The sequence below is a fragment of the Mesorhizobium sp. Arg314 genome, assembly GCF_053714275.1.
On the sequence record NZ_JBSKBP010000006.1, the window covers coordinates 212,525 to 232,474 of the forward strand.

Genomic DNA, 19,950 nt, shown 5'->3' on the forward strand with positions numbered 1-19,950 from the left:
AAGCGCCGCAAAGAAATCTACTGTTGTCGCTCGTTGCGGCTGCTGTCGATGCATCAAATGGAGCGTCTCTGTGTTCCGCCATTGCTCTCAAACGGGCCGGGTCTTCCGTCCCAGCCCCAACCGCGTCAGCCCCTTCGGCAGGAACAGCATAGCCAGGATAATCGTCAGGCCGGAGATTACCGGGTGGTAGTCGGGCACCACGATGCGGGCGAGGTCGAACACCGCGTACATCACCAGGGCGCCAAGGATGGGGCCGAGCAGCGTCCCGGTACCACCGACCACCGTCATCATCAGCGGCAAGAGCATCCAGTCGAGGTCGAACACCGAGCCTGGTCCGACATGGAAGATGTAGAAGGTGTAGAGGCTGCCGGCGACGCCGGCGATGAAGGCACTGCCGGCGAAGGCGGTGACCTTGACCTTGAGCGTGTCGATGCCGTTGGCGGACGCCGCCATCTCGTCGTCGCGCACGGCGATCAGCGCCAGGCCGTAGCGCGAGCGCATCAGCGCGCGGATGGCTAAGGCGGTGGCGACCATCAGGCCTAGCCCGACCCAATAATGCGGGCGCAGCGTGTCGAAGCTGCTCGCCGGAGCGACGATGCCGAAGGCGCCACCGGTGAAGTCGCCACCATTGACGAAGATCACCTTGACGATCTCGCCGAAGCCGAGCGTGCCGAGCGCGAAATAATCGCCATGCAGTTTCGACAGCAGCGGCAGGCCGATGAGGACGGCGGCAATAGCCGCGACAATGCCACCCAGAAGCATCGTCAGCATCTGCTGCTCGCCGCCGGAGAGCGAGCCGGCCTTCTGCTGCGCGCGTTCCTTCAGGCGCGGGAAGAGCGTGTAGGCTTTCTCCAGGAGCTCCTTCGTGCGCGGGCGGGCCTTGGGTTGGAAAGCGCCGAGCTCGAGATTCTCCAGCACCGTCATCTGGCGGAACAGGCCGCGCCCTTCCGGCACATGGGCGATGCCCATGCGCGCGATCTCTTGCGGCACCTTGCCGACCAGCGATTGGCCTGACAGGCGGATATCGCCCGCCTTCGGCCTGAGCAAGCCGGAAACGGTGCGAAGCAGCGTCGTCTTGCCGGCGCCGTTCGCGCCGACCAGCGCAGCTGGATCTACCAGCCGGACCCGGAGCCAAGCGTCGGCCGCTCGCTGCCGATACCGCAGGGGCGCACGCTCGGCGGCGGCTCTTCGATCAACGCCATGCTCTACATCAGGGGCCAACCGGAAGATTATGACGGCTGGCGCGATCTCGGCTGCCCCGGCTGGGGCTGGGACGACGTGCTGCCGGTCTACAAACGGCTGGAGCGCAACGAACGCCTGGCCGGCGAACGGCACGGCAGCGAAGGTCCGCTACCGGTCTCCGATCCGCGCTACAGACATCCGCTGTCGCTCGCCTATGTGCGGGCCGCGCAGCAGGCCGGGTACCGTTTCAACGACGACTTCAACGGCGATCGGCCGGAAGGCGTCGGCTTTTACCAGACCACGACCGCAGACGGTGAGCGTCAGTCGGCCGCGAAAGTGTTCCTGCGGCCGCTTGCCCGCAACGCCAATCTCAAGGTTGTCACCGACGCGCTGGCGACAACGCTGACGCTGGAGAACGGCGCCGCAAGCGGACTGTCCTACACGACACCGGACGGACAGAACCATACGGCCTCCGCGAAGGCCGAAGTGATCCTCGCCGCAGGCGCGCTCGCCACGCCAAAGCTTATGATGTTGTCCGGCCTCGGTCCGGCCGCGCATCTGGCAGAGATGAGCATTCCCGTCATCCGCGACATGCCGGGGGTCGGCCAGGATCTGCAGGACCATGTCGCAGCCCCCCTTTATGCGCTGATCCGCAAACCGGTCTCGCTGCTCGGCGAAGATCGTGGGGTGAAGGCGCTGCGGCACGGCATCGAATATCTTTTGTTCCGCCGTGGCCTGCTCACTTCCAACGTGGTCGAGAGCGGCGGCTTCTTCGACACCGATGGCGACGGCCGGCCCGATGTACAGTTCCACGTGCTGCCGGTGATGATCGAAAACGCCGAGCACGGCTCGGTCGAACGCCACGGCATGGAGCTGAACCCGTGCGTGCTGCGGCCCAAGTCGCGCGGTTCGGTGCGGCTGCGCTCCGCCGATGCAAGCGCCCCGATCCGCTTCATCACCGGCTTCCTGTCACACGCCGACGATCTTGCCCTGCTGCTCGCCGGCATGAAGGTCGCCCGTGCGATCCTGCGCCAGCCGGCGCTGCGCGAGGTCGTCCGCGAGGAGCTTGCGCCCGGCAAGGCCGATGACCTTGGCGACGAGGCAATAGTCGACCACATCATCCGCCACGCCAAGACCGTCTACCATCCCTGCGGCACCTGCCGGATGGGAACGGACGACCGGGCGGTGGTCGACCCGCAGCTTGGCGTTCGCGGCGTGCCGCGCCTGCGAATCGCGGATGCCTCGATCATGCCGCGGCTCACCAGCGGCAACACCAATGCGCCGGCCATCATGATCGGCGACCGCTGCGCGGATTTCATTCTGGGGACCTGTTGAGGGTCACCCCAGCGAAATCCACGCCGTCTTGAGGTCGGTGTATTTCTCGATGGCGTGCAGCGACTTGTCGCGGCCGAAGCCGGACTGCTTGAAGCCGCCGAGCGGCACCGTGATGTCGGCGCCGCCATAAGTGTTGACGTGGACGACGCCGGCGTTGATGGCACGCACCATGCGATGCGCGGTCGACAGGTTCGATGTCCACACGGCCGATGCAAGGCCATAGACGGTCGCATTGGCGAGCCGCACCGCCTCTTCCTCGGTCTCGAAGCGCATGACGCCGAGAACCGGCCCGAACACTTCCTCGCGGGCGAGTTGCATCGTCTCGGTCACGTTCTCGAAAATGGTCGGCGCCATATAGCTGCCGCCGGTCTCCGTCAGGATGCGTTCGCCGCCGGTGACGAGGCGGGCACCCTCCCCCGCAGCCTTCGCAACGAAGCCGAGATTCTTGGTCAGTTGCTCGGCGCTCGACACAGCGCCGACGTCGTTGCCAAGGTCGAGCGGATCGCCGACCTTCAGCTTCGTGGTTGCCTTCATAAGCTCGTCCATGAGGCGGTCATAGACCGAGGCCTGGACCAGCAGCCGCGAGCCGGCGACGCAGACCTGCCCGGAATTGCGGAAGATGCCGTTGGCCGACACGACCGCCGCCTGCTTCAAATCGGGCGCATCGGCAAAGACGATGTTGGGCGACTTGCCGCCAAGCTCGAGAAAGACGCGCTTCAGATTGGAGCGCGCGGAATATTCGAGCAGGCGGCGGCCGACCGGGCCGGAGCCGGTAAAGGCGATGGCGTCGACATCCATATGCAGGCCGAGCGCCTCGCCGGCGACCGAACCGCGACCTGTGACGACGTTGAAAACGCCCTCCGGCAGCCCGGCCTCGGCGGCAAGCTCCGCTAGGCGCAGCAGGGTGAGCGAGGCGATCTCCGGCGGCTTGACGACGATGGCGTTGCCGGCAGCGAGTGCCGGCGCGATCTTCCAGGCGCCGATCATCAGCGGGAAATTCCATGGCACGATGACGCCGACGACGCCGAGCGGCTCCTTGTGGATGAGGCCGAGCACGTTGTCGGCCGTCGGCGCGATCTCGCCATAGACCTTGTCGATCGCCTCGGCGTAGTAACGGATGGTGCCGGCGGCAGAGAGCGGCTCGGCCTTGTAGGCCATGCCGATTTCGGTGCCGTTGTCACGCACGCCGAGTACCGCCAGTTCCAGCGCGTGCTTTTCGACCAGTTCGGCAAATTTCAACAGCACCTTCTTGCGGAAGGCGGGTGCTGCGCGCGACCAGGAGCCTTTGGCGAACGCCTTGCGCGCTGAAGCCACGGCGCGATCGACATCGGCGGCGCCACCATCGGCGATGCTGGCGAACGGGCGGCCGTCGATCGGCGAGATCACCTCAAGGCTTGCGCCACTCTCGGCATCCGCATGGGCGCCGTCGATGAACAGACGCCGCGCGCCGACCTCCGCCTTGCGAAGCGCGTCGATGGTGTCCTGGTTGATCATTATCAGTCTGCTCCAAAGGCTACATGAAGTGTCGCCGGCGCGCGGAACTCCCAGCCGCGGAAGACCGGCTCCTTGCCAGGCACCAGCCGCAGGTCGGGAAAGCTCATGTCGCTGCTCCTATGGCGTTGGAAAGGGGCGGCGCGTGCGCCGCCCCTTTGTTCATCAATCGGTCAGCGGCTGGCCGAGCCGTTCGAAGGCGGTCGGGTCCCGGCCCTTCAAGGCTGCCGCCAGCAGCAGGCCGACCACGGCCGCGATCAGCACCAGCGCCGGCAGAAACACGCCGAGGAAGCCGCCGGCCCCCGACAGGCTGCCGAAATTGATGACGATCAGGTAGATGATGATGACGAAGGCGATGAAGGTCAGCGCCGGCAGGATCGCGGTCTTCAGCCCGTTCTCCTGATTGGACGGGTTGGCGCGGAAGTACATCACGACGGCGAGCGAGGCCACCGCCATCATGACGATGACGCCGAGCGTGGCGACATTGGTGAGCCACGAAAACAGCGCCAGCACCGGGTCGAGGCCGAGCACCGCGAACAGCCCGACGACGACGGCCGCGAGCACGGTCTGGATCACCGAGGCGACATGCGGGCTCTGATGCGCCGAATGCGTCACGCCGATCGACTGCGGCAGAAGTTTCTCGCGGCCGGAGACGTAGATGTAGCGGGCCACCGCATTATGGAAGGCCAGCACGCCGGCGAACAGGCTCGACACGAACAGGATGCTCATGGCGTGGGTGAGCAGCGTTCCGGCGTAGCGGTCGGACAGCCCGAACAGGAAGGTGGTCGGGTCCTGCAAGGCCTGCAGCGACGGCAAGAGCTTGTCGACGCCGGCGCCGACCGTCATCAGCCATGCGGTGATCATGTAGAACAGGCCGATCAGGATGACGGAGAAATAGGTGGCGCGCGGAATGGTCACCTTTGGATCGCGCGCCTCCTCGGCATAGATCGTCGTCGCTTCGAAGCCGATGAAGGCTGCGAAGCAGAACAGGATGGCGATCGCCGGCGCGCCGCTGGTGATCTGGCTCCAGCTGAAAGGTGCGGCGGACAGGCCGCTGTCGCCGCCGGTCTTGAGGATGGTGAGGTCGAGGATCAGCACGACGATGTATTCGGCAAGCACCAGCACCGTCAGGATCTTGGCCGACAGATCGACCTGGCGGTAGCCGAGCACGGCGACGGTGGCGATGGCGATGAAGCTCCACACCCACCAGGGCAGATTGATGCCCCAGCCGGCAAACAGGCCGGAAGTGGCCGCACCCAGCAGACCCATGACGCCGATCTGCATGGCGTTGTAGGAAAGGATCGCGATCAGCGCGACGGCGCCGCCGGCAAGGCCGCCGAGGCCGCGCGCGGCATAGGCGTAGAAGGCGCCGGCATTGCCGATGTGGCGCGACATGGCGACATAGCCAACCGCGAACAGGAGCAGCAACAGCGTCACGATCAGATAGGTGCCGGCAAAGCCGGCGCCGTTGCCCATCAGCATGCCGAGCGGCGTGCCGCCGGCGACAGCTGTAAGGGGTGCTGCGGCCGAGATCACCATGAAGGTGATGGCGCCGACGCCAAGGCTGTTCTTCCTTAGCCGGTTCGCTGAGCCGGCTTCAATGGTCGTCATTTTTCCCTCCATTCCGCTTAGCGGAAACCAAGTGTCCCTGAGATGCCGAGGGCCTTCTTGAGAGGGCCGATGTGCATTTCATTATTTGCAACGGCATTTCGATATTAGACTTGCAAAGGAATCAACTTGATGTCAAGTTAATTCGCACGTTAAGTATCTTGAGGAGGAGCAGACACGGGATGAGCACGGTGGCCAAAGCCGTTTCGCTGCTGGAGATGCTGGGCAGCGGCGCGCCCGAGGCGGCGCTTGCCGATGTTGCCAAGGCCGCCGGCTACGACAAGGCGACGACGCGCCGGCTGCTGGTTTCGCTCATTGCCCAGGGGCTGGTCGAGCAGGACGAGACGACGCGCCTCTACCGGCTCGGAGCCGGCCTGGCGCGGCTGGCGTTGATGCGCGAGGCGCAGTTCCCGTTCCTGCGCATGGCGGTGCCGGTGGTCGAGGCGCTGGCCGCCGAGACCGGCGAGACGGTGCATCTGTCGGAATATTCCGGGCGCGGCCTGATCACCGTTCATGTGGTCGAATCGCCCAAGGCCAACAGGGTCAGCGTGCCGCCCGGCGAAGTGCTGCCGATGCATGCGACGGCGTCGGGGATCGCCTTTCTGGCCTTCGCCGAGGAGCGCATCCGCGAGACGATCCTGGCCGGACCGATGCCGGCCTTCACGCCGTTCACCATCGGCAATGCGGCAACGCTTGCCGAGCATGTCACTGCTGCCCGCGCACGCGGTCATTCGACCGGCTCGCAGGGCTTCGAGGAAGGCGTCATGAGCGTCGCCGCGCCGATCCTCGGCGCCGATGGCTTCGCCATTGGCGCCATCGCGGTCGCGGCGCCCCGGGTGCGTATCAACAAGGGCGACATTGAGCACTATGGCGCCAGCGTCGTGATGGCGGCGCGCGACATCAGCGCGCGGCTTTTCGGGCGACAGAGCCCGCCCGGCCGCAAGCGCGCGTAACAACAACGACACATTGCAGGGAGATTGACGTGGAGGAGAAACGCCGAATCCTGGTTATCGGCACCGGCGACACCAAGGCCGACGAGCTTCTGTTCATGCGCGAGCGCATCGAGGCCGTCGGCGGCGTCGCCGTGATGATGGACGTCAGCGTGCTTGGCGACCCGCCTTATAGACCGGAACACGACCGGCATGCCGTGGCTAAAGCCGCCGACACGACGATCGAGGCGATCATTGCCAGCGGTGACGAGAATTCGGCGATGACCTTGATGGCGCTCGGCGCCTCGCGGCTCGCGCGCTCGCTCTACGACAAGGGCGAGATCGAGGGCTTCATCGCCTTGGGCGGCTCGATGGGCACCGACCTTGCGCTCGATGTGGCGCTGGCGCTGCCGCTCGGCGTGCCGAAATTCGTCGTCTCGACGATCGCCTATTCGCATCTGGTACCGCCGGAGCGGATCGCCACCGACCTGATGATGATCTTGTGGGCGGGCGGCCTCTATGGTCTCAACAGCGCCTGCAAGGCGGTGCTGTCGCAGGCCAGCGGTGCTGTGGTGGGGGCCGCGCGGGCCGTCGTGAAACCCGACGAGTCCAGACCACGCATCGGCATGAGCTCGCTCGGCAAAAGCTGCCTGCAATATATGGTGACGCTGAAGCCGGAGCTGGAAAAGCGCGGCTATGAAGTCATCGTCTTCCACACCACGGGCATGGGCGGGCGGGCGCTGGAGGCGATCGCGGCACAGAAGGGTTTCGTCGCGGTGCTGGATTTCAGCCTGCAGGAACTCGCCAACCAGCTCACCGGCTCGGTGGTGAATTCAGGCACCGACCGGCTGGAGAATGCCGGTCGCCAGGGCATTCCGCAGATCGTCGCGCCCGGCGCCATCGACATGGTGGATTTCCCGACCTGGCAGGCAGTGCCGTCGCGCTTCACCGAGCGGCCCTATCACGCGCACAACCGGCTGCTTGCTTCGGTCACCTCCGACGGCGCGACACGCCAAGAGATCGCGCGCGCCATCGGCGAGAAGCTCGCCGCCGCGACCGGTCCGACGGCCTTCATCCTGCCGGCCGGCGGCATCCAGCAATGGGACCAGGAAGGCGAGCCGCTCTACGAACCGGAAGCGCTCGCGGCGTTTGTCGAAGAGATGCGAGCGCGCGTGCCGCAGAATGCCGAGCTGCATGAGATAGCCGGCCACATCAACGACGCCGCCTTCAGCGCCAAGGCGCTGGAGATCTTCGATCGCTGGGTGGCCGAAGGCATCGTGCCGCCCGGCAGGCGGGCGGCATGAGCAAGGCAAAGCCGCAGGCGCTGGTGCTCGACTTCGGCGGCGTCGTCACCCGCACGCTGTTCGAGACGCATGCGCTGACCGAGCAGGCGCTTGGGCTCAGGCCCGGCACGCTCGATTGGCGCGGACCGTTCGATCCGGCCTCCGATGCGCTCTGGCGCTCGATGCAGGCCGACGAGATCAGCGAGCGCGATTATTGGAAGACGCGCACGCGCGAAGCCGGCCAGTTGGTCGGCGAAGACTGGCAGGACATGTCGACCTTCGTGCAGCGCGCGCGCGGCGCCGACCCGCAGGCGGTGTTGCGGCCCGAGGCCGAGCTGGCGATCCGCATCGCGCATGAGGCCGGCGTGCGGCTCGCCATCCTCTCCAACGAGCTCGACCTGTTCTACGGCAAGTCCTTCCGCGAGCGGCTGCCGCTGCTTTCGCTGTTCGAGACGATCGTCGATGCGACTTACACCAAGGTCCTCAAGCCCGATCCCCGCGCTTATGCGATGGTCGGCGAGGCGTTGGAGTTGCCGCTTTGGTCCTGCGTCTTCGTCGACGACCAGACGCGCAATGTCGATGGCGCGATCGCCGCCGGCATGCTTACCGTTCATTTCGACGTCGCCCGACCGGCGCAAAGCTATGCCGAGGCGCTGGGCCATTTCGGCCTGTCGCTCTCATAATCGGAAAAACCGGAGTCCCTCCCGATGCGTGACATCAACTTCCTCACCGAAAACAACGCCAAGCCGATCTGGCATCCGATGGCGCATCCGGCCGAAATGCGGGCGAGCCCGCCGAAGATCATCATGAAGGGCGAAGGCGTTTCGGTGACCGATGCCGAGGGGCGTACCGTGCTCGATGCGGTCGGCGGGTTGTGGAACGTCAACCTCGGCTACAGCTGCGATCCGATCAAGAAGGCGATGACGGCCCAACTCGATGCCCTGCCCTATTATTCCGGCTTCCGCGGCACCTCGACCGGACCGTCGATCGAGCTCGCCTACGAGCTGACCGAATGGTTCGCGCCGGAAGGCATGGTGCGCGCCTTCTTCACCTCCGGCGGCTCGGACTCGGTCGAGACGGCGCTCAGGCTCGCCCGGCAATACTGGAAGATCCGCGGCCAGGGCGACCGGACGAAATTCCTTGCGCTGAAGAAGGGCTATCACGGCACGCATTTCGGCGGCGCCTCGGTCAACGGCAACGCCAATTTCCGCCGCAACTACGAGCCGCTTTTGCCCGGCGTCTTCCACACCCCGGCGCCCATGACCTATCGCAATCCTTTCGACGAGACCGATCCGGCGAAGCTGGCGAAGCTTTGCGCCAGGGCGATCGAGGAAGAGATCGCTTTCCAGGGCGCCGACACGATCGCCGCCTTCGTCATGGAGCCGGTGCTCGGCGCCGGCGGCGTCATCGTCCCGCATGAGAGCTTCATGCCGATGGTGCGGGCGATCTGCGACCGCCACGACATCCTCCTGATCGCCGACGAGGTGGTGACCGGCTTTGGCCGCACCGGCGCCTGGTCGGGCTCGCGGCTCTCCAACGCAAAGCCGGATTTCATGACAATCGCCAAGGCGATCACATCAGGCTATTTCCCGCTCGGTGCGACGCTGATCGGCGCCAAGGTGGCCGACGTCTTCGAGTCCGACAAGACCAGCTTCGGCTCGATCGGCCATGGCTACACCTATTCGGGCCACCCCGTCGGCTGCGCCGCCGGGCTTGCGGCGCTCGCCGAAACCAGGCGGCTTGCCGTCAACGAGAACGCGGCCGCGCGCGGCGTTGAGCTCGGCCAGGCGCTGGAGGCGCTGAAGGCCAAGCACCAGCTGGTCGGCGATGTCCGTTACCAGGGCCTGATGGCGGCGCTCGAGCTGGTCTCGGATCGCTCGGCCAAGAAGCCGGTCGACAAGAAGACGATGGCGACGGTCGCGGACGGTGCCTATGGCGCGGGCGTCATGCTGCGTGTCTCCGGCAACAACATTATCCTGTCGCCGCCGCTCATCATCACGGCCGCCGACGTTGCGAAGATTGCCGAGGGGTTGGATGCGGGGCTGACGGCTGCTGCGGCGTGAGTAGTGAGTAGTGAGTAGTGAGTAGTGAGTAGTGAGTAGTTTGAATTCCGGTTCGAACGTTTGTTCAACCCTCGCTTCGTTCACTACCTAATACTCACTACTCACTCTCTGTCTCCGCCACGCCGCCGGCGACAGACCGACCGCCTGCCGGAAGAAGCGCGAGAAGTAGGCCGGATCGTTGAAGCCGGTCTCGTAGGCGATGTCCTCGACCGTGCGGATGGTGAAGAGCAGCAGGCGCTTGGCCTCGACCAGGCGCCTTTCACCGATCGCCTGGCGCACGCCGGAACCCAGAACCTGATGCGCCGCCTTGTCGACCAGGTGCCTGGTGGCGCCGAGTTCCTCGACATAGCGCTCTACCGGCCAATCGTCGCGAAAGTGGCGGTCGATCAGCCGCCTGAGCCGACCGCCCAGAGCCACGGCTGCCGGCACCGTGACCGCATGCGATTGCACGTCGAGGCGGGCGATGAGCGACAATGCCACCGCGATCAGCGGCGGCAGGATTTTTTCTGCGCCGGCCTGAGCCTCGGCATATTCGGCCTGGATCATCCTGACCGTGTCGCCCAGCCTTTGCCAAAGCCCTGTATCGCCGCGCGCGGTGATGAAAACCGGTTGATCGAGCGGCAGCGCCGAATGTTCCGCGATTGCCGCGAGCGCTGCATCCGCTACCGAGACGACGACGGCGTCGGTGCCCGGCTCGATGTCGAACCCATGCACCACGCCGCTCGGCATGAAGCTCACCGTCGGCGCCGAAAAACTCCAGGTCTTGTCCTCGATCCGATAGAGGCCCTGCCCGCTCGTCCAGAACGTGATCTGCGCCATTTGCGGGTGTTTGTGCGCCAGAACCTGGCCGCGATGCACGGAAGCGCGGGCCTGCACGGTCTCGACATGCAGGAAGCCGACGTCGAGCGCCCGCGCAGGCTCGCCATAGACGAAGAATTCCGGGATGGCGGTCTGGTTCATTGTCGGCCACAAAAAGTCCAAATGATTTTATGCTTTTGTCCATAAACCTTTGTGGCTGCCGGCGCTATCGTTAACGCGTTAAGGGAGGATCATGATGCGATCGGAAGAATTCCGGGCCGACAAGTCGCGGCCGTTCACGGGTGCCGAATATCTGGCGAGCCTGCGCGACGGGCGCGAGGTCTATATCAATGGCGAACGGGTGGCCGACGTCACCAGCCATCCGGCGATGCGCAATTCGGTGCGCTCGCTGGCGCGCCTCTACGACGCGCTGCATGATCCAGCCCAGCAGGCGGTGCTGACCTCGCCAACGGACACCGGTTCGGGTGGCTTCACACATAAATATTTTCGCGTCGCGCACTCCTCCGCCGAGCTTGCCGCGCAGCAAAGCGCGATCGCGCATTGGGCGCGCATGACCTATGGCTGGATGGGCCGCACCGCCGACTACAAGGCGGCGCTGATGAACACGCTCGGCGCCAACGCCGAGTGGTACGGGCCGTTCAAGGACAATGCGCGCGCCTGGCACAAACGGGCGCAGGAAGCGGTCCTGTTCATGAACCACGCCATCGTCAACCCGCCTATCGACCGCCACAAACCGGCCGAACAGGTGAAGGATGTGTTCGTGCACATCACCAAGGAGAACGATGCCGGCATCTGGGTGTCGGGCGCCAAGGTGGTGGCGACATCGTCAGCGCTCACCCATTACAATTTCCTGGCACAGAGCTCGGCGACGGTGACCGAGGATCCGTCGCTGTCGGTCATGTTCATCGTGCCGATGAATGCGCCCGGCATAAAGATGTTCTGCCGCGTCTCCTACGAGCAGACGGCGAACACCGTCGGCCATCCCTTCGACTATCCGCTGTCGTCGCGCTTCGACGAGAACGACGCGATCCTGGTGCTCGACAACGTCTTCATCCCTTGGGAGGACGTGCTGGTGCTGCGCGACGCGCAGAAGATCCTGTCATTCCATCCGGCGTCGGGATTCATGCATGGCTACTGCTTCCAGGGCTGCACGCGCTTTGCCGTCAAGCTCGACTTCCTCGCCGGCCTGCTCGCCAAGGCGTTGCGCGCGACAGGCGGCGACGCCTTCCGCGGCAACCAGGCCGCGCTCGGCGAGGTGATTGCACTGCGCCACATGTTCTGGAGCTTTTCCAACGCGATGGCGCACAATCCCATTCCGTGGGCCAACGGCGCGGTGCTGCCCAATCTTGAGGCCGCGCTTGCCTACCGCACCTTCATGTCGGAGGCCTATCCGCGCGTCATCGACACGGTGCGCCGCGTGATCGCCTCGGGCCTGATCTACCTGCCCTCCTCGGCACGCGACTTCGACAATCCTGAGATCGACCGCTATCTGGCGCAGTATGTGCGCGGCTCCAACGACATGGGCCATGTCGAACGCATCAAGATCATGAAGCTGTTGTGGGATGCGACCGGCACCGAATTCGGCGGCCGCCACGCGCTCTACGAGCTCAACTATGCCGGCGCCCCGGAAGAGGTGCGGCTGCAGGTGCTGAAGGGCGCCGAGCGCGGCGGGCGGCTGAAGCAGATGGAGGCGCTCGTCGACCAATGCATGGCCGACTATGACGAGAAGGGCTGGACCGGCGACACCTGGCTGCCGCCGCTGTCGGCCCAGGCCAACTGACGGGAGGCCGGCCATGGAAGCGGCCATGACGACACAAGTCGCGAGGCTGGAATTCCGCGAGGCGATGGCGCGGGTCTGCGCCCCGGTCAACATCGTCACCACCGACGGTCCTGCGGGGCGCGGCGGCTTCACCGCCACCGCCATGTGCAGCGTCTCCGACGATCCGCCGACGCTGCTGGTGTGCATGAACGAGCGCTCGGCGCAGACCGGCATGTTCCTCGCCAACCAGCGTTTCTGCGTCAACGTGCTGACCCAGTCGCATATGCATCTGGCGGCCAAATTCGCCGGCACGATCCGCGACATGGCGGAACGCTATAATGCGGCGCGCTGGCAGACCTTGCCGTCCGGCATGCCGGCGCTGCTCGACGCTATCGTCAGCTTCGATTGCGAGATCGGCGTGGTGAACAAGGTCGGCACGCACAACGTGATGTTCGGCCGCGTCGTCGACATCCGCCACGGCAGCGACGAGGCGGCGCTGCTCTATGTCGGACGCAACTACATGCAACCGAGTGCGCTGGGCAGTTTTGGCGGGTGAGCGCCATTGCCTTCTCCCCTTGTGGGAGAAGGTGGATCGGCGCGCAGCGCCGAGACGGATGAGGGGTGTTGGAAGAAATGAGGCTGCGGTGATTGCGTACGTCTCACTCCGCTGGAGCACCCCTCATCCGTCCGAGCTTCGCTCGGCCACCTTCTCCCACAAGGAGGCCTTTGCACGGGAGCCGATATTTGGCGCGCATGACACATGGGCGTTTTTTTGAAGGCAATCGGGCCGCCTTGGCGGGGTATTTTGCCCCGCTCGGGGCCTCGGGCCGCTCCCGCGGCGGATTTTGGGCAGACTCCGCCTCATGCCGGCTTCCTCCTGGGGTAGAGGACGGCGGCCGCCCGCTGCAGATTGTAGCCGCAGCCGGCAAGCATGCAGTGCGTCCGGTTGGTCGCCAAGTTGAAGAAGCGCAGCCGCCGCATGCCGTAGCGCTGCTTGAACACCGCAAACGGCCGCTCCACCGCCGCCCGCACCTTCGAGATCAGCCGGTTGCGCAGCTTCTGGCGCGGCTTCAGCGGATGGTGCTTGTTGGCTCGATGCATCAGCCGGTCCTTGATGCCGGCCTGCTTAAGCCGGGCATGCCGGGCATGGGTGTAGTAGGCCTGGTCGCCATAGGCCGCCTCCTCGTCCCCGCTGATCAGACCGTCGGCCGGCTCGGTGTCGGTGATCGATGCATCGGTGAAGTCCATGCGCCGGATCAGCGTGTGAGCATCGTCGACGCCGTTGTGCACCTTATAGCCGAACACGGTCTTGTTGCCCTTGCGCCCCCAGCGCGCATCGGCGTCGGCCGATGGCCGCGCCGACCCCTCCTCACCCTTCTTCGGCTTCGCCGGCGGGCGCGCGGCGGCCTGCATGAAGGAGGCATCAATCAACGTGCCGCGCTTGACGATCAGACCCTTCTGCTCAAGCTGCCGCGTGATCTCATTGAACACCCGATCGATCAGCCCATCGCACGTCAGCTCTTCGCGGAAGCGCCACAACGTCGAATGATCCGGCGTGCGGTCCGACAGGCTGAAGCCGGCAAAGCGGCGGAACGACAGCCGGTCGCGCAGTTGTGCCTCCAGCGCAGGATCGCTGAGATTGTTCCACACGCCCAGGAGTAGACAGCGCAGCAATGCCTCGGCCGGATAGCTGATATTGCCGCGCCCCGGCCCGCTGCGCTGACCAAGAAGCCTCTTGATCGGCACCCAGTCGATCACTCGCGCGATCTGGTCAAGCTTCGTCGTATCCGACCGCACCAACCCATCCGCAAGGCTCAGTTGACCAAGCAAACGATCGACCATCCGAATCATCCCCTTTTCATCCTTACGCACGGAATCACCAACAAGGTTCCGTGCAAAGGCCTCACAAGGGGAGAAGGGAAGTCGCGCTCAGCTCTCCGTCGACTCCGACTGGATCAGGCCCTCCAGCATGTCGAGCAGGCGCTCATGCTCTTCGGCGCCGTAGCGCTTTTCGATGGCGTCGTAGATGGCGACCCGCTCAGGCGCCAGTTCCTCGATCAAGGCCACACCGGCCGGGCTGATGGCTAGAAGCGCGCGGCGGCCGTCATCCTTGACCTTGTTGCGAGATATGAATTCACGCTCCTCCATCGCCTTGATGATGCGGGTGAGGCTCGGCGGCAGGATCGAGGCGCGGTTGGCGAGCTCGGTCGCCTCCAGCGGCCCGGTTTCGGCAAGCACGCGCAGCACGCGCCACTGCTGCTCGGTGATGTCGTGGCGGGCAAGCATCGGCCGGAAATGCGCCATGATCACTTCGCGGGCACGAAGCAGAGCCATCGGCAAAGAACGGCGGGTGCTGGGCGGTAGCAAAATCAGGTCTCCGAAAAATCCAATCCAGTACGACTCGCAGTAAATATTAACAGCCGGATCGCAGCTATATCCGCGATTTTGCCGAGACCGGCAATCCCACTGCCGGAAGCTGCGCCCGCATAGAGAACGACGCTTGACATTCAGTCGTCAAGATGTAATTCACATGTTAACTACAAGGTGGAGGAACCCTTGCCCCATATGTCGATCGAATATTCGGCGAATCTCGACCCAAAAGTCGACATGGGTGAGCTCTGCACGCTGGTCTCGCGCGCCATCCTCGAAACCGGCCTGTTCGAATCGGGAGCGGTCAGGGTGCGCGCCTTCCGCGCCGAGGCCTACGCGATCGCCGACCGGCTGCCCGAGAACGGCTTCATCGACATGAATTTCCGTATCGGTAAGGGCCGCAGCGCCGAAGAGAAGAAAAGCGCCGGCGAGGCGATCTTCGCCGCGGTCACCAACCATCTGGCATCGCTGTTCGCCACGCCGCATTTCGCGCTGTCGCTGGAGATCCGCGAGATCGACGCCGAGCTCAGCTGGAAAAAGAACGCCATCCATCCGCGCTTGCGAGGCAAGTGAGCATCTCGGCAAGGAACCGGGCGCGACAAGCAATCAACAGGAAGAACCCATGGCGGCATTGGACGACAATCTGAAGAAAGCCGAGGCCTATCTCGAGCGCTTCCGCAAGGACGGCGTGCTCAACCAGATCTGCGGCGAGGCGGTGCCCTCGGCCGACGGTTCGACCTATGAGACGATCTCGCCGATCGACCTGAAGCCGCTCGCGACCGTGGCACGCGGCAAGGCCGTCGACGTCGACCGCGCCGCCAAGGCGGCGAAGGGCGCGTTCAAGGACTGGGCGGCGATCTCCGGTGAAGCCCGCAAGAAGCTCATGCACAAAATTGCCGACGCCATCGTGGCGCGGGCCGAAGAAATCGCCTTCGTCGAATGCATGGACACCGGCCAGTCGCTGAAATTCATGGCCAAAGCGGCACTGCGCGGCGCCGAGAATTTCCGCTTCTATGCCGACCGCGCGCCGGAAGCGCGTGACGGCCGTTCGCTCAGGGCGCCGAACCAGCTCAATCTGACGACGCGCGTGCCGATCGGCCCGGTCGGCGTGATCACGCCGTGGAACACGCCCTTCATGCTGTCGACCTGGAAGATCGCGCCGGCTTTGGCCGCCGGCTGCACGGTGGTACATAAGCCGGCGGAATTGTCGCCGCTCACCGCCCGGCTGCTGGTCGAGATCGCCGAGGAAGCCGGTCTGCCGAAGGGCGTGTGGAACCTCGTCAACGGGTTTGGCGAGGATGCCGGCCGGGCGCTGACAGAGCACCCAGACATCAAGGCGATCGGCTTTGTCGGCGAAAGCCGCACCGGCTCGATGATCATGCGCCAAGGCGCGGAGACGCTGAAGCGCGTGCATTTCGAGCTCGGCGGCAAGAACCCGGTCATCGTCTTCGCCGACGCCGACCTGGAGCGGGCCGCGGACGCCGCCGTCTTCATGATCTATTCACTGAACGGCGAGCGCTGCACCTCGTCGTCGCGCCTGCTGGTCGAGGCTTCGGTACACGACAAGTTCACCGATCTGGTGGCGGAGAAGGCCAAGCGCATCAGGATCGGCCATCCGCTCGATCCGGACACCGTGGTCGGGCCGCTCATCCATCCGGTGCACGAGGAGAAGGTTCTCTCCTATATCGAGATCGGCAAATCGGAAGGCGCGGTGATCGCCGCCGGCGGCGGCAAGTTCGCAGGTCCGGGCGGCGGCTGCTATGTCAGCCCGACGCTGTTTACCGGCGCCACCAACAAGATGCGCATCGCCCAGGAAGAGATCTTCGGTCCGGTGCTGACCGCGATCCCGTTCAAGGACGAGGCCGAGGCGCTGGCGCTGGCCAACGACACGCAGTACGGACTCACCGGCTATCTATGGACCTCCGACGTCACCCGCGCGCTGCGCTTCACCGATGCGCTCGATGCTGGCATGATCTGGGTGAATTCGGAGAATGTCCGGCACCTGCCGACGCCGTTCGGCGGCGTCAAGAGCTCGGGCATCGGCCGCGACGGCGGCGACTGGTCGTTCGACTTCTACATGGAAACCAAGAACATCGCGTTCGCCACGGCGCCGCATTCGATTCAGAAGCTCGGCGGCTGACCGGAGACACATGATGGCCCTGCCCCAACCCAACCTCTACCCAGCCTTCAACATCGTGCGGCTCTCCCATGTCGAGCTCGCCGTCACCGACCTGGCGAAATCCCGCGCCTTCTATGTCGACACGCTCGGCCTGCAGGTGACCGACGAAACCAGCGGCGCCATCTATCTGCGCGCCATGGAGGAACGCGGCCATCACTGCATCGTGCTGCGCAAGTCGACGACACCTGAAGCGCGCGACCTAGGCTTCAAGGTCTTCTCCGACGAGGACCTCGACAAGGCCGCGCATTTCTTCAAAGGCAAAGGCCAGCCGGTGGAATGGGTGGAGCGGCCGTACCAGTCGCGCACCTTCCGCACCCGCGATCCGCACGGTATCCCGCTCGAATTCTATTCCAAGATGGAGCGGCTGCCGCCGATCCATCAGAAATACGCGCTGTACAAGGGCGTGAAGCCGCTGCGCATCGACCACTTCAACTGCTTCTCGCCCAACGTCGATGAATCGGTGGCGTTCTACAACGAGCTCGGCTTCCGCGTGACCGAATACACCGAGGACGCCGAGACCGGAAAGCTGTGGGCTGCCTGGACGCACCGCAAGGGCGGCGTGCACGACATCGCCTTCACCAATGGCCTCGGCCCGCGGCTCCATCACGTCGCCTTCTGGGTGCCGACGCCGCTCAACATCATCGACCTGCTCGACCTGATGGCGACCACCGGCTGGCTGCCGAATATCGAACGCGGCCCCGGCAGGCACGGCATCTCCAATGCCTTCTTCCTGTACATCCGCGACCCGGACAATCATCGCATCGAGATTTATTGCTCGGACTACCAAACGGTCGATCCCGACCTGGAGCCGATCAAGTGGGACCTGAAGGATCCGCAACGCCAGACGCTGTGGGGCGCGCCGGCGCCGCGAAGCTGGTTCGAGGAAGGCAGCGTGTTCGCGGGTGTTGAGCCGCGCAAGTCCGATCTGGCGGCTTCGCCGATTGTGGCGCCTTGAGTTCATATTTTGCGATGACAGCGTTCCTTCGCGCCCCCCTCTGTCCTGCCGGACATCTCCCCCACAAGGGGGGAGATTGGCGGTTTCCACGTGGAGCATCAGCATGAGCGCGGGACGCCTCGCCACCTTCACCGTCGGCGGCAAGACGCGCTACGGCGCGATCACCGATAAAGGCGTCGTCGACCTTTCGGCGCGGCACCGGGAATGGCCGACGCTGCGCGAGGTGATCGAAGCCGGCGCGCTCGTAAAGCTCGCGGAGGAAGCCGAAGGCCTCGCCGTCGATTTCAGCGTCGAGGACATCACCTACGCAATCCCGGTCCCCTCCCCGGAAAAGATCATCTGCGTCGGCGTCAACTATCCGGACCGCAACGAGGAGTACAAGGACGGGCAGGCGGCGCCCTCCAACCCGTCGCTGTTCATCCGCTTCCCGCGCTCCTTCGTCGGCCATGACGCGCCCCTGGTGCGGCCGCCGGAATCGCCGCAGCTCGATTATGAGGGCGAGGTCGTCATCGTTGTCGGCAAAGGCGGGCGTCGGATCGCGGAAGCCGATGCGCTTAGCCATATCGCGGCGCTGTCGTTGTGCAACGAAGGCACCATCCGCGACTGGGTGCGCCACGCCAAGTTCAACGTCACCCAGGGCAAGAATTTCGACCGCACAGGTTCCATCGGGCCGTGGCTGGTGCCGTTCACCGACGAGGCCCAGATCGCCGACATCGCGCTGACCACGCGCGTGAACGGTGAAGTCCGCCAACAGGACCGCACCGGCCGCATGATCTTTTCGTTCCGCAAGATCATCAACTACATCTCGACCTTCACGACGCTCGTGCCGGGCGACGTCATCGTTACCGGGACGCCGACAGGCGCCGGCGCCCGCTTCGACCCGCCGGTCTGGCTGAAGCCCGGCGATGCGATCGAGGTCGAGGCCGATGGCATCGGGCTGCTCCGCAACGGCGTCGTCGACGAAGGAGCCGGCCGATGATGACGGAAAGCCAAGTCGAGGATGCCGCCCGCCGGTTGTTCGAGGCCGAGCGCGACCGTCACCAGATCAGGCTGCTCAGCCTCGATTTTGCGCAGGCGACGATGGACGATGCCTATCGCGTACAGGCGGCGCTGGTGAAACGAAAGGTCGCTTCCGGCCTCACGATCAAGGGCTGGAAGATCGGCCTGACCTCGAAGGCGATGCAGTCGGCACTCAGCATCGACATCCCGGATTCCGGCATCCTGTTCGACGACATGTTCTTCGAGGATGGCGGCACGGTGCCGGCCGATCGTTTCATCCAGCCGCGCATCGAGGCCGAGATCGCCTTCGTCATGAAGGCGCCTTTAGCAGGTCCGGACAGTTCGATCGACGATGTGCTCGACGCTACCGATCACATCACCCCGGCACTCGAAATCCTCGACACCCGCATCGAGCGGGTGAACAAGGAGACCGGCAAGATCCGGACCTTCTTCGACACGATCTCGGACAATGCCGCCAATGCCGGCATCGTCGTCGGCGGCCGTTCGGCAGGGCCGCGCGAGGCGGATCTGCGCTGGATGGGCGCGATCGTGTCGCGCAATGGCGAGGTCGAGGAAACGGGGCTTGGCGCCGGCGTGCTCGATCATCCGGCGAAAGGCATCGCCTGGCTCGCCAACCGGCTGGATCAATACGACATGCGCATCGAGGCCGGCCAGGTCGTGCTGTCGGGCTCCTTCATCCGGCCGGTCGAATGCCGGCATGGCGACCGGATCGTTTCGGATTTCGGCCGGTATGGATCGATCCGCATAGCCTTCGCCTGATTGGCGCATTTTCACAGCTCAGGAAAAGAAAAAGGCCGGGCGCGAAAGCGGCCCGGCCAAGAATGAAGGTCATAACCTTCAGAGGGGAACATCGCCCGGCGCAATGGGAGGAAAACACCGAGCGACAATGCTTATCTGGGGCCTGACCGGGGTATTTTCCACGAACGGAATTCCAAAAAAGATCGGAATCGCGAAAAA

18 protein-coding genes are annotated in these 19,950 nt (G+C 64.8%); 12 read left to right on the forward strand and 6 right to left on the reverse strand.

Annotated features, from left to right (window positions below):
* Positions 1–87: 87 nt before the first annotated feature.
* Entirely contained in the window at positions 88–1,221 is a 1,134-nt protein-coding gene (locus tag ACWGS9_RS09115; RefSeq protein ID WP_454504925.1) for an ABC transporter permease subunit, read from the reverse strand.
* Here ACWGS9_RS09115 and ACWGS9_RS09120 point away from each other — a divergent pair.
* Positions 1,201–2,517, forward strand: a complete 1,317-nt coding sequence (locus ACWGS9_RS09120; RefSeq protein WP_454504926.1) for a GMC family oxidoreductase — start codon at positions 1,201–1,203, stop codon at positions 2,515–2,517. The genes ACWGS9_RS09115 and ACWGS9_RS09120 overlap by 21 nt on opposite strands.
* 3 nt (positions 2,518–2,520) lie before the next feature.
* Here ACWGS9_RS09120 and ACWGS9_RS09125 read toward each other — a convergent pair whose 3' ends face one another.
* The gene (locus ACWGS9_RS09125; protein ID WP_454504927.1) at positions 2,521–4,011 is read right to left on the reverse strand and encodes an aldehyde dehydrogenase; all 1,491 of its coding nucleotides are present in this window, start codon (positions 4,009–4,011) and stop codon (positions 2,521–2,523) included.
* A 162-nt stretch (positions 4,012–4,173) separates the two neighbouring features.
* On the reverse strand, positions 4,174–5,619 hold the full coding sequence (locus ACWGS9_RS09130; protein ID WP_454504928.1) for an APC family permease: 1,446 nt from the start codon (positions 5,617–5,619) through the stop codon (positions 4,174–4,176).
* A 179-nt stretch (positions 5,620–5,798) separates the two neighbouring features.
* Between ACWGS9_RS09130 and ACWGS9_RS09135 the strand changes: the two genes are divergently transcribed.
* Genes ACWGS9_RS09135 through ACWGS9_RS09150 form a run of 4 tightly spaced genes read left to right on the forward strand, consistent with a single transcriptional unit; the run spans position 5,799 to position 9,891 of the window.
* Positions 5,799–6,569, forward strand: coding sequence for an IclR family transcriptional regulator (locus tag ACWGS9_RS09135; protein ID WP_454504929.1), 771 nt, complete (start codon positions 5,799–5,801; stop codon positions 6,567–6,569).
* Between the two features lie 29 nt (positions 6,570–6,598).
* Positions 6,599–7,849: a Tm-1-like ATP-binding domain-containing protein gene (locus tag ACWGS9_RS09140; RefSeq protein WP_454504930.1), complete on the forward strand. Its 1,251-nt coding sequence runs from the start codon at positions 6,599–6,601 to the stop codon at positions 7,847–7,849.
* Entirely contained in the window at positions 7,846–8,511 is a 666-nt protein-coding gene (locus tag ACWGS9_RS09145) for an HAD-IA family hydrolase (protein ID WP_454504931.1), read from the forward strand. Before ACWGS9_RS09140 ends, ACWGS9_RS09145 begins: the two co-directional genes overlap by 4 nt.
* 24 nt (positions 8,512–8,535) lie before the next feature.
* Positions 8,536–9,891: an aminotransferase class III-fold pyridoxal phosphate-dependent enzyme gene (locus tag ACWGS9_RS09150; RefSeq protein ID WP_454504932.1), complete on the forward strand. Its 1,356-nt coding sequence runs from the start codon at positions 8,536–8,538 to the stop codon at positions 9,889–9,891.
* Positions 9,892–9,978: 87 nt separating this feature from the next.
* Here the strand turns inward: ACWGS9_RS09150 and ACWGS9_RS09155 are convergent, their stop codons facing one another.
* A complete protein-coding gene (locus tag ACWGS9_RS09155; protein ID WP_454504933.1) occupies positions 9,979–10,851 on the reverse strand; it encodes a helix-turn-helix domain-containing protein in 873 nt (290 codons plus the stop codon).
* 94 nt (positions 10,852–10,945) lie between these two features.
* On the opposite strand from ACWGS9_RS09155, the gene ACWGS9_RS09160 reads away from it, so the two are divergent.
* On the forward strand, positions 10,946–12,490 hold the full coding sequence (locus ACWGS9_RS09160) for a 4-hydroxyphenylacetate 3-hydroxylase family protein (protein ID WP_454504964.1): 1,545 nt from the start codon (positions 10,946–10,948) through the stop codon (positions 12,488–12,490).
* 25 nt (positions 12,491–12,515) lie between these two features.
* Positions 12,516–13,025, forward strand: a complete 510-nt coding sequence (locus ACWGS9_RS09165) for a flavin reductase (RefSeq protein WP_454504934.1) — start codon at positions 12,516–12,518, stop codon at positions 13,023–13,025.
* A 305-nt stretch (positions 13,026–13,330) separates the two neighbouring features.
* Here the strand turns inward: ACWGS9_RS09165 and ACWGS9_RS09170 are convergent, their stop codons facing one another.
* Both ACWGS9_RS09170 and hpaR read right to left on the reverse strand, forming a co-directional pair.
* A complete protein-coding gene (locus ACWGS9_RS09170) occupies positions 13,331–14,311 on the reverse strand; it encodes an IS5 family transposase (RefSeq protein ID WP_454504935.1) in 981 nt (326 codons plus the stop codon).
* Positions 14,312–14,398: 87 nt separating this feature from the next.
* Positions 14,399–14,803: a homoprotocatechuate degradation operon regulator HpaR gene (gene hpaR / locus ACWGS9_RS09175; protein WP_454504936.1), complete on the reverse strand. Its 405-nt coding sequence runs from the start codon at positions 14,801–14,803 to the stop codon at positions 14,399–14,401.
* 222 nt (positions 14,804–15,025) lie between these two features.
* Here hpaR and ACWGS9_RS09180 point away from each other — a divergent pair, with 222 nt between their 5' ends.
* The 5 genes from ACWGS9_RS09180 to hpaH all read left to right on the forward strand — a co-directional run bounded on the left by ACWGS9_RS09180 (position 15,026) and on the right by hpaH (position 19,752).
* Positions 15,026–15,412: a 5-carboxymethyl-2-hydroxymuconate Delta-isomerase gene (locus ACWGS9_RS09180; RefSeq protein ID WP_454504937.1), complete on the forward strand. Its 387-nt coding sequence runs from the start codon at positions 15,026–15,028 to the stop codon at positions 15,410–15,412.
* Positions 15,413–15,461: 49 nt separating this feature from the next.
* Positions 15,462–16,979 carry a 5-carboxymethyl-2-hydroxymuconate semialdehyde dehydrogenase gene (hpaE, locus tag ACWGS9_RS09185; RefSeq protein ID WP_454504938.1) on the forward strand — a complete coding sequence of 506 codons (1,518 nt, stop codon included), beginning with the start codon at positions 15,462–15,464 and terminating at the stop codon, positions 16,977–16,979.
* Between the two features lie 13 nt (positions 16,980–16,992).
* Positions 16,993–17,973 carry a 3,4-dihydroxyphenylacetate 2,3-dioxygenase gene (gene hpaD, locus ACWGS9_RS09190; RefSeq protein WP_454504939.1) on the forward strand — a complete coding sequence of 327 codons (981 nt, stop codon included), beginning with the start codon at positions 16,993–16,995 and terminating at the stop codon, positions 17,971–17,973.
* Positions 17,974–18,076: 103 nt separating this feature from the next.
* Complete coding sequence (locus ACWGS9_RS09195; protein WP_454504940.1) at positions 18,077–18,952, forward strand: fumarylacetoacetate hydrolase family protein; 876 nt, start codon at positions 18,077–18,079, stop codon at positions 18,950–18,952.
* Entirely contained in the window at positions 18,949–19,752 is an 804-nt protein-coding gene (hpaH, locus tag ACWGS9_RS09200; protein ID WP_454504941.1) for a 2-oxo-hept-4-ene-1,7-dioate hydratase, read from the forward strand. Before ACWGS9_RS09195 ends, hpaH begins: the two co-directional genes overlap by 4 nt.
* The last annotated feature ends 198 nt before the right edge of the window (positions 19,753–19,950 follow it).

Bases quoted from the DNA above. Each gene is read 5' to 3' on its own strand.
- ACWGS9_RS09120 (WP_454504926.1), top strand. From the start codon at position 1,201: ATGCTCTACATCAGGGGCCAACCGGAAGATTATGACGGCTGGCGCGAT.
- ACWGS9_RS09125 (WP_454504927.1), bottom strand. From the start codon at position 4,011: ATGATCAACCAGGACACCATCGACGCGCTTCGCAAGGCGGAGGTCGGC.
- ACWGS9_RS09130 (WP_454504928.1), bottom strand. From the start codon at position 5,619: ATGACGACCATTGAAGCCGGCTCAGCGAACCGGCTAAGGAAGAACAGC.
- ACWGS9_RS09135 (WP_454504929.1), top strand. From the start codon at position 5,799: ATGAGCACGGTGGCCAAAGCCGTTTCGCTGCTGGAGATGCTGGGCAGC.
- ACWGS9_RS09145 (WP_454504931.1), top strand. From the start codon at position 7,846: ATGAGCAAGGCAAAGCCGCAGGCGCTGGTGCTCGACTTCGGCGGCGTC.
- ACWGS9_RS09150 (WP_454504932.1), top strand. From the start codon at position 8,536: ATGCGTGACATCAACTTCCTCACCGAAAACAACGCCAAGCCGATCTGG.
- ACWGS9_RS09155 (WP_454504933.1), bottom strand. From the start codon at position 10,851: ATGAACCAGACCGCCATCCCGGAATTCTTCGTCTATGGCGAGCCTGCG.
- ACWGS9_RS09160 (WP_454504964.1), top strand. From the start codon at position 10,946: ATGCGATCGGAAGAATTCCGGGCCGACAAGTCGCGGCCGTTCACGGGT.
- ACWGS9_RS09165 (WP_454504934.1), top strand. From the start codon at position 12,516: ATGACGACACAAGTCGCGAGGCTGGAATTCCGCGAGGCGATGGCGCGG.
- ACWGS9_RS09170 (WP_454504935.1), bottom strand. From the start codon at position 14,311: ATGGTCGATCGTTTGCTTGGTCAACTGAGCCTTGCGGATGGGTTGGTG.
- hpaR (WP_454504936.1), bottom strand. From the start codon at position 14,803: ATGGCTCTGCTTCGTGCCCGCGAAGTGATCATGGCGCATTTCCGGCCG.
- hpaE (WP_454504938.1), top strand. From the start codon at position 15,462: ATGGCGGCATTGGACGACAATCTGAAGAAAGCCGAGGCCTATCTCGAG.
- hpaD (WP_454504939.1), top strand. From the start codon at position 16,993: ATGGCCCTGCCCCAACCCAACCTCTACCCAGCCTTCAACATCGTGCGG.
- ACWGS9_RS09195 (WP_454504940.1), top strand. From the start codon at position 18,077: ATGAGCGCGGGACGCCTCGCCACCTTCACCGTCGGCGGCAAGACGCGC.
- hpaH (WP_454504941.1), top strand. From the start codon at position 18,949: ATGATGACGGAAAGCCAAGTCGAGGATGCCGCCCGCCGGTTGTTCGAG.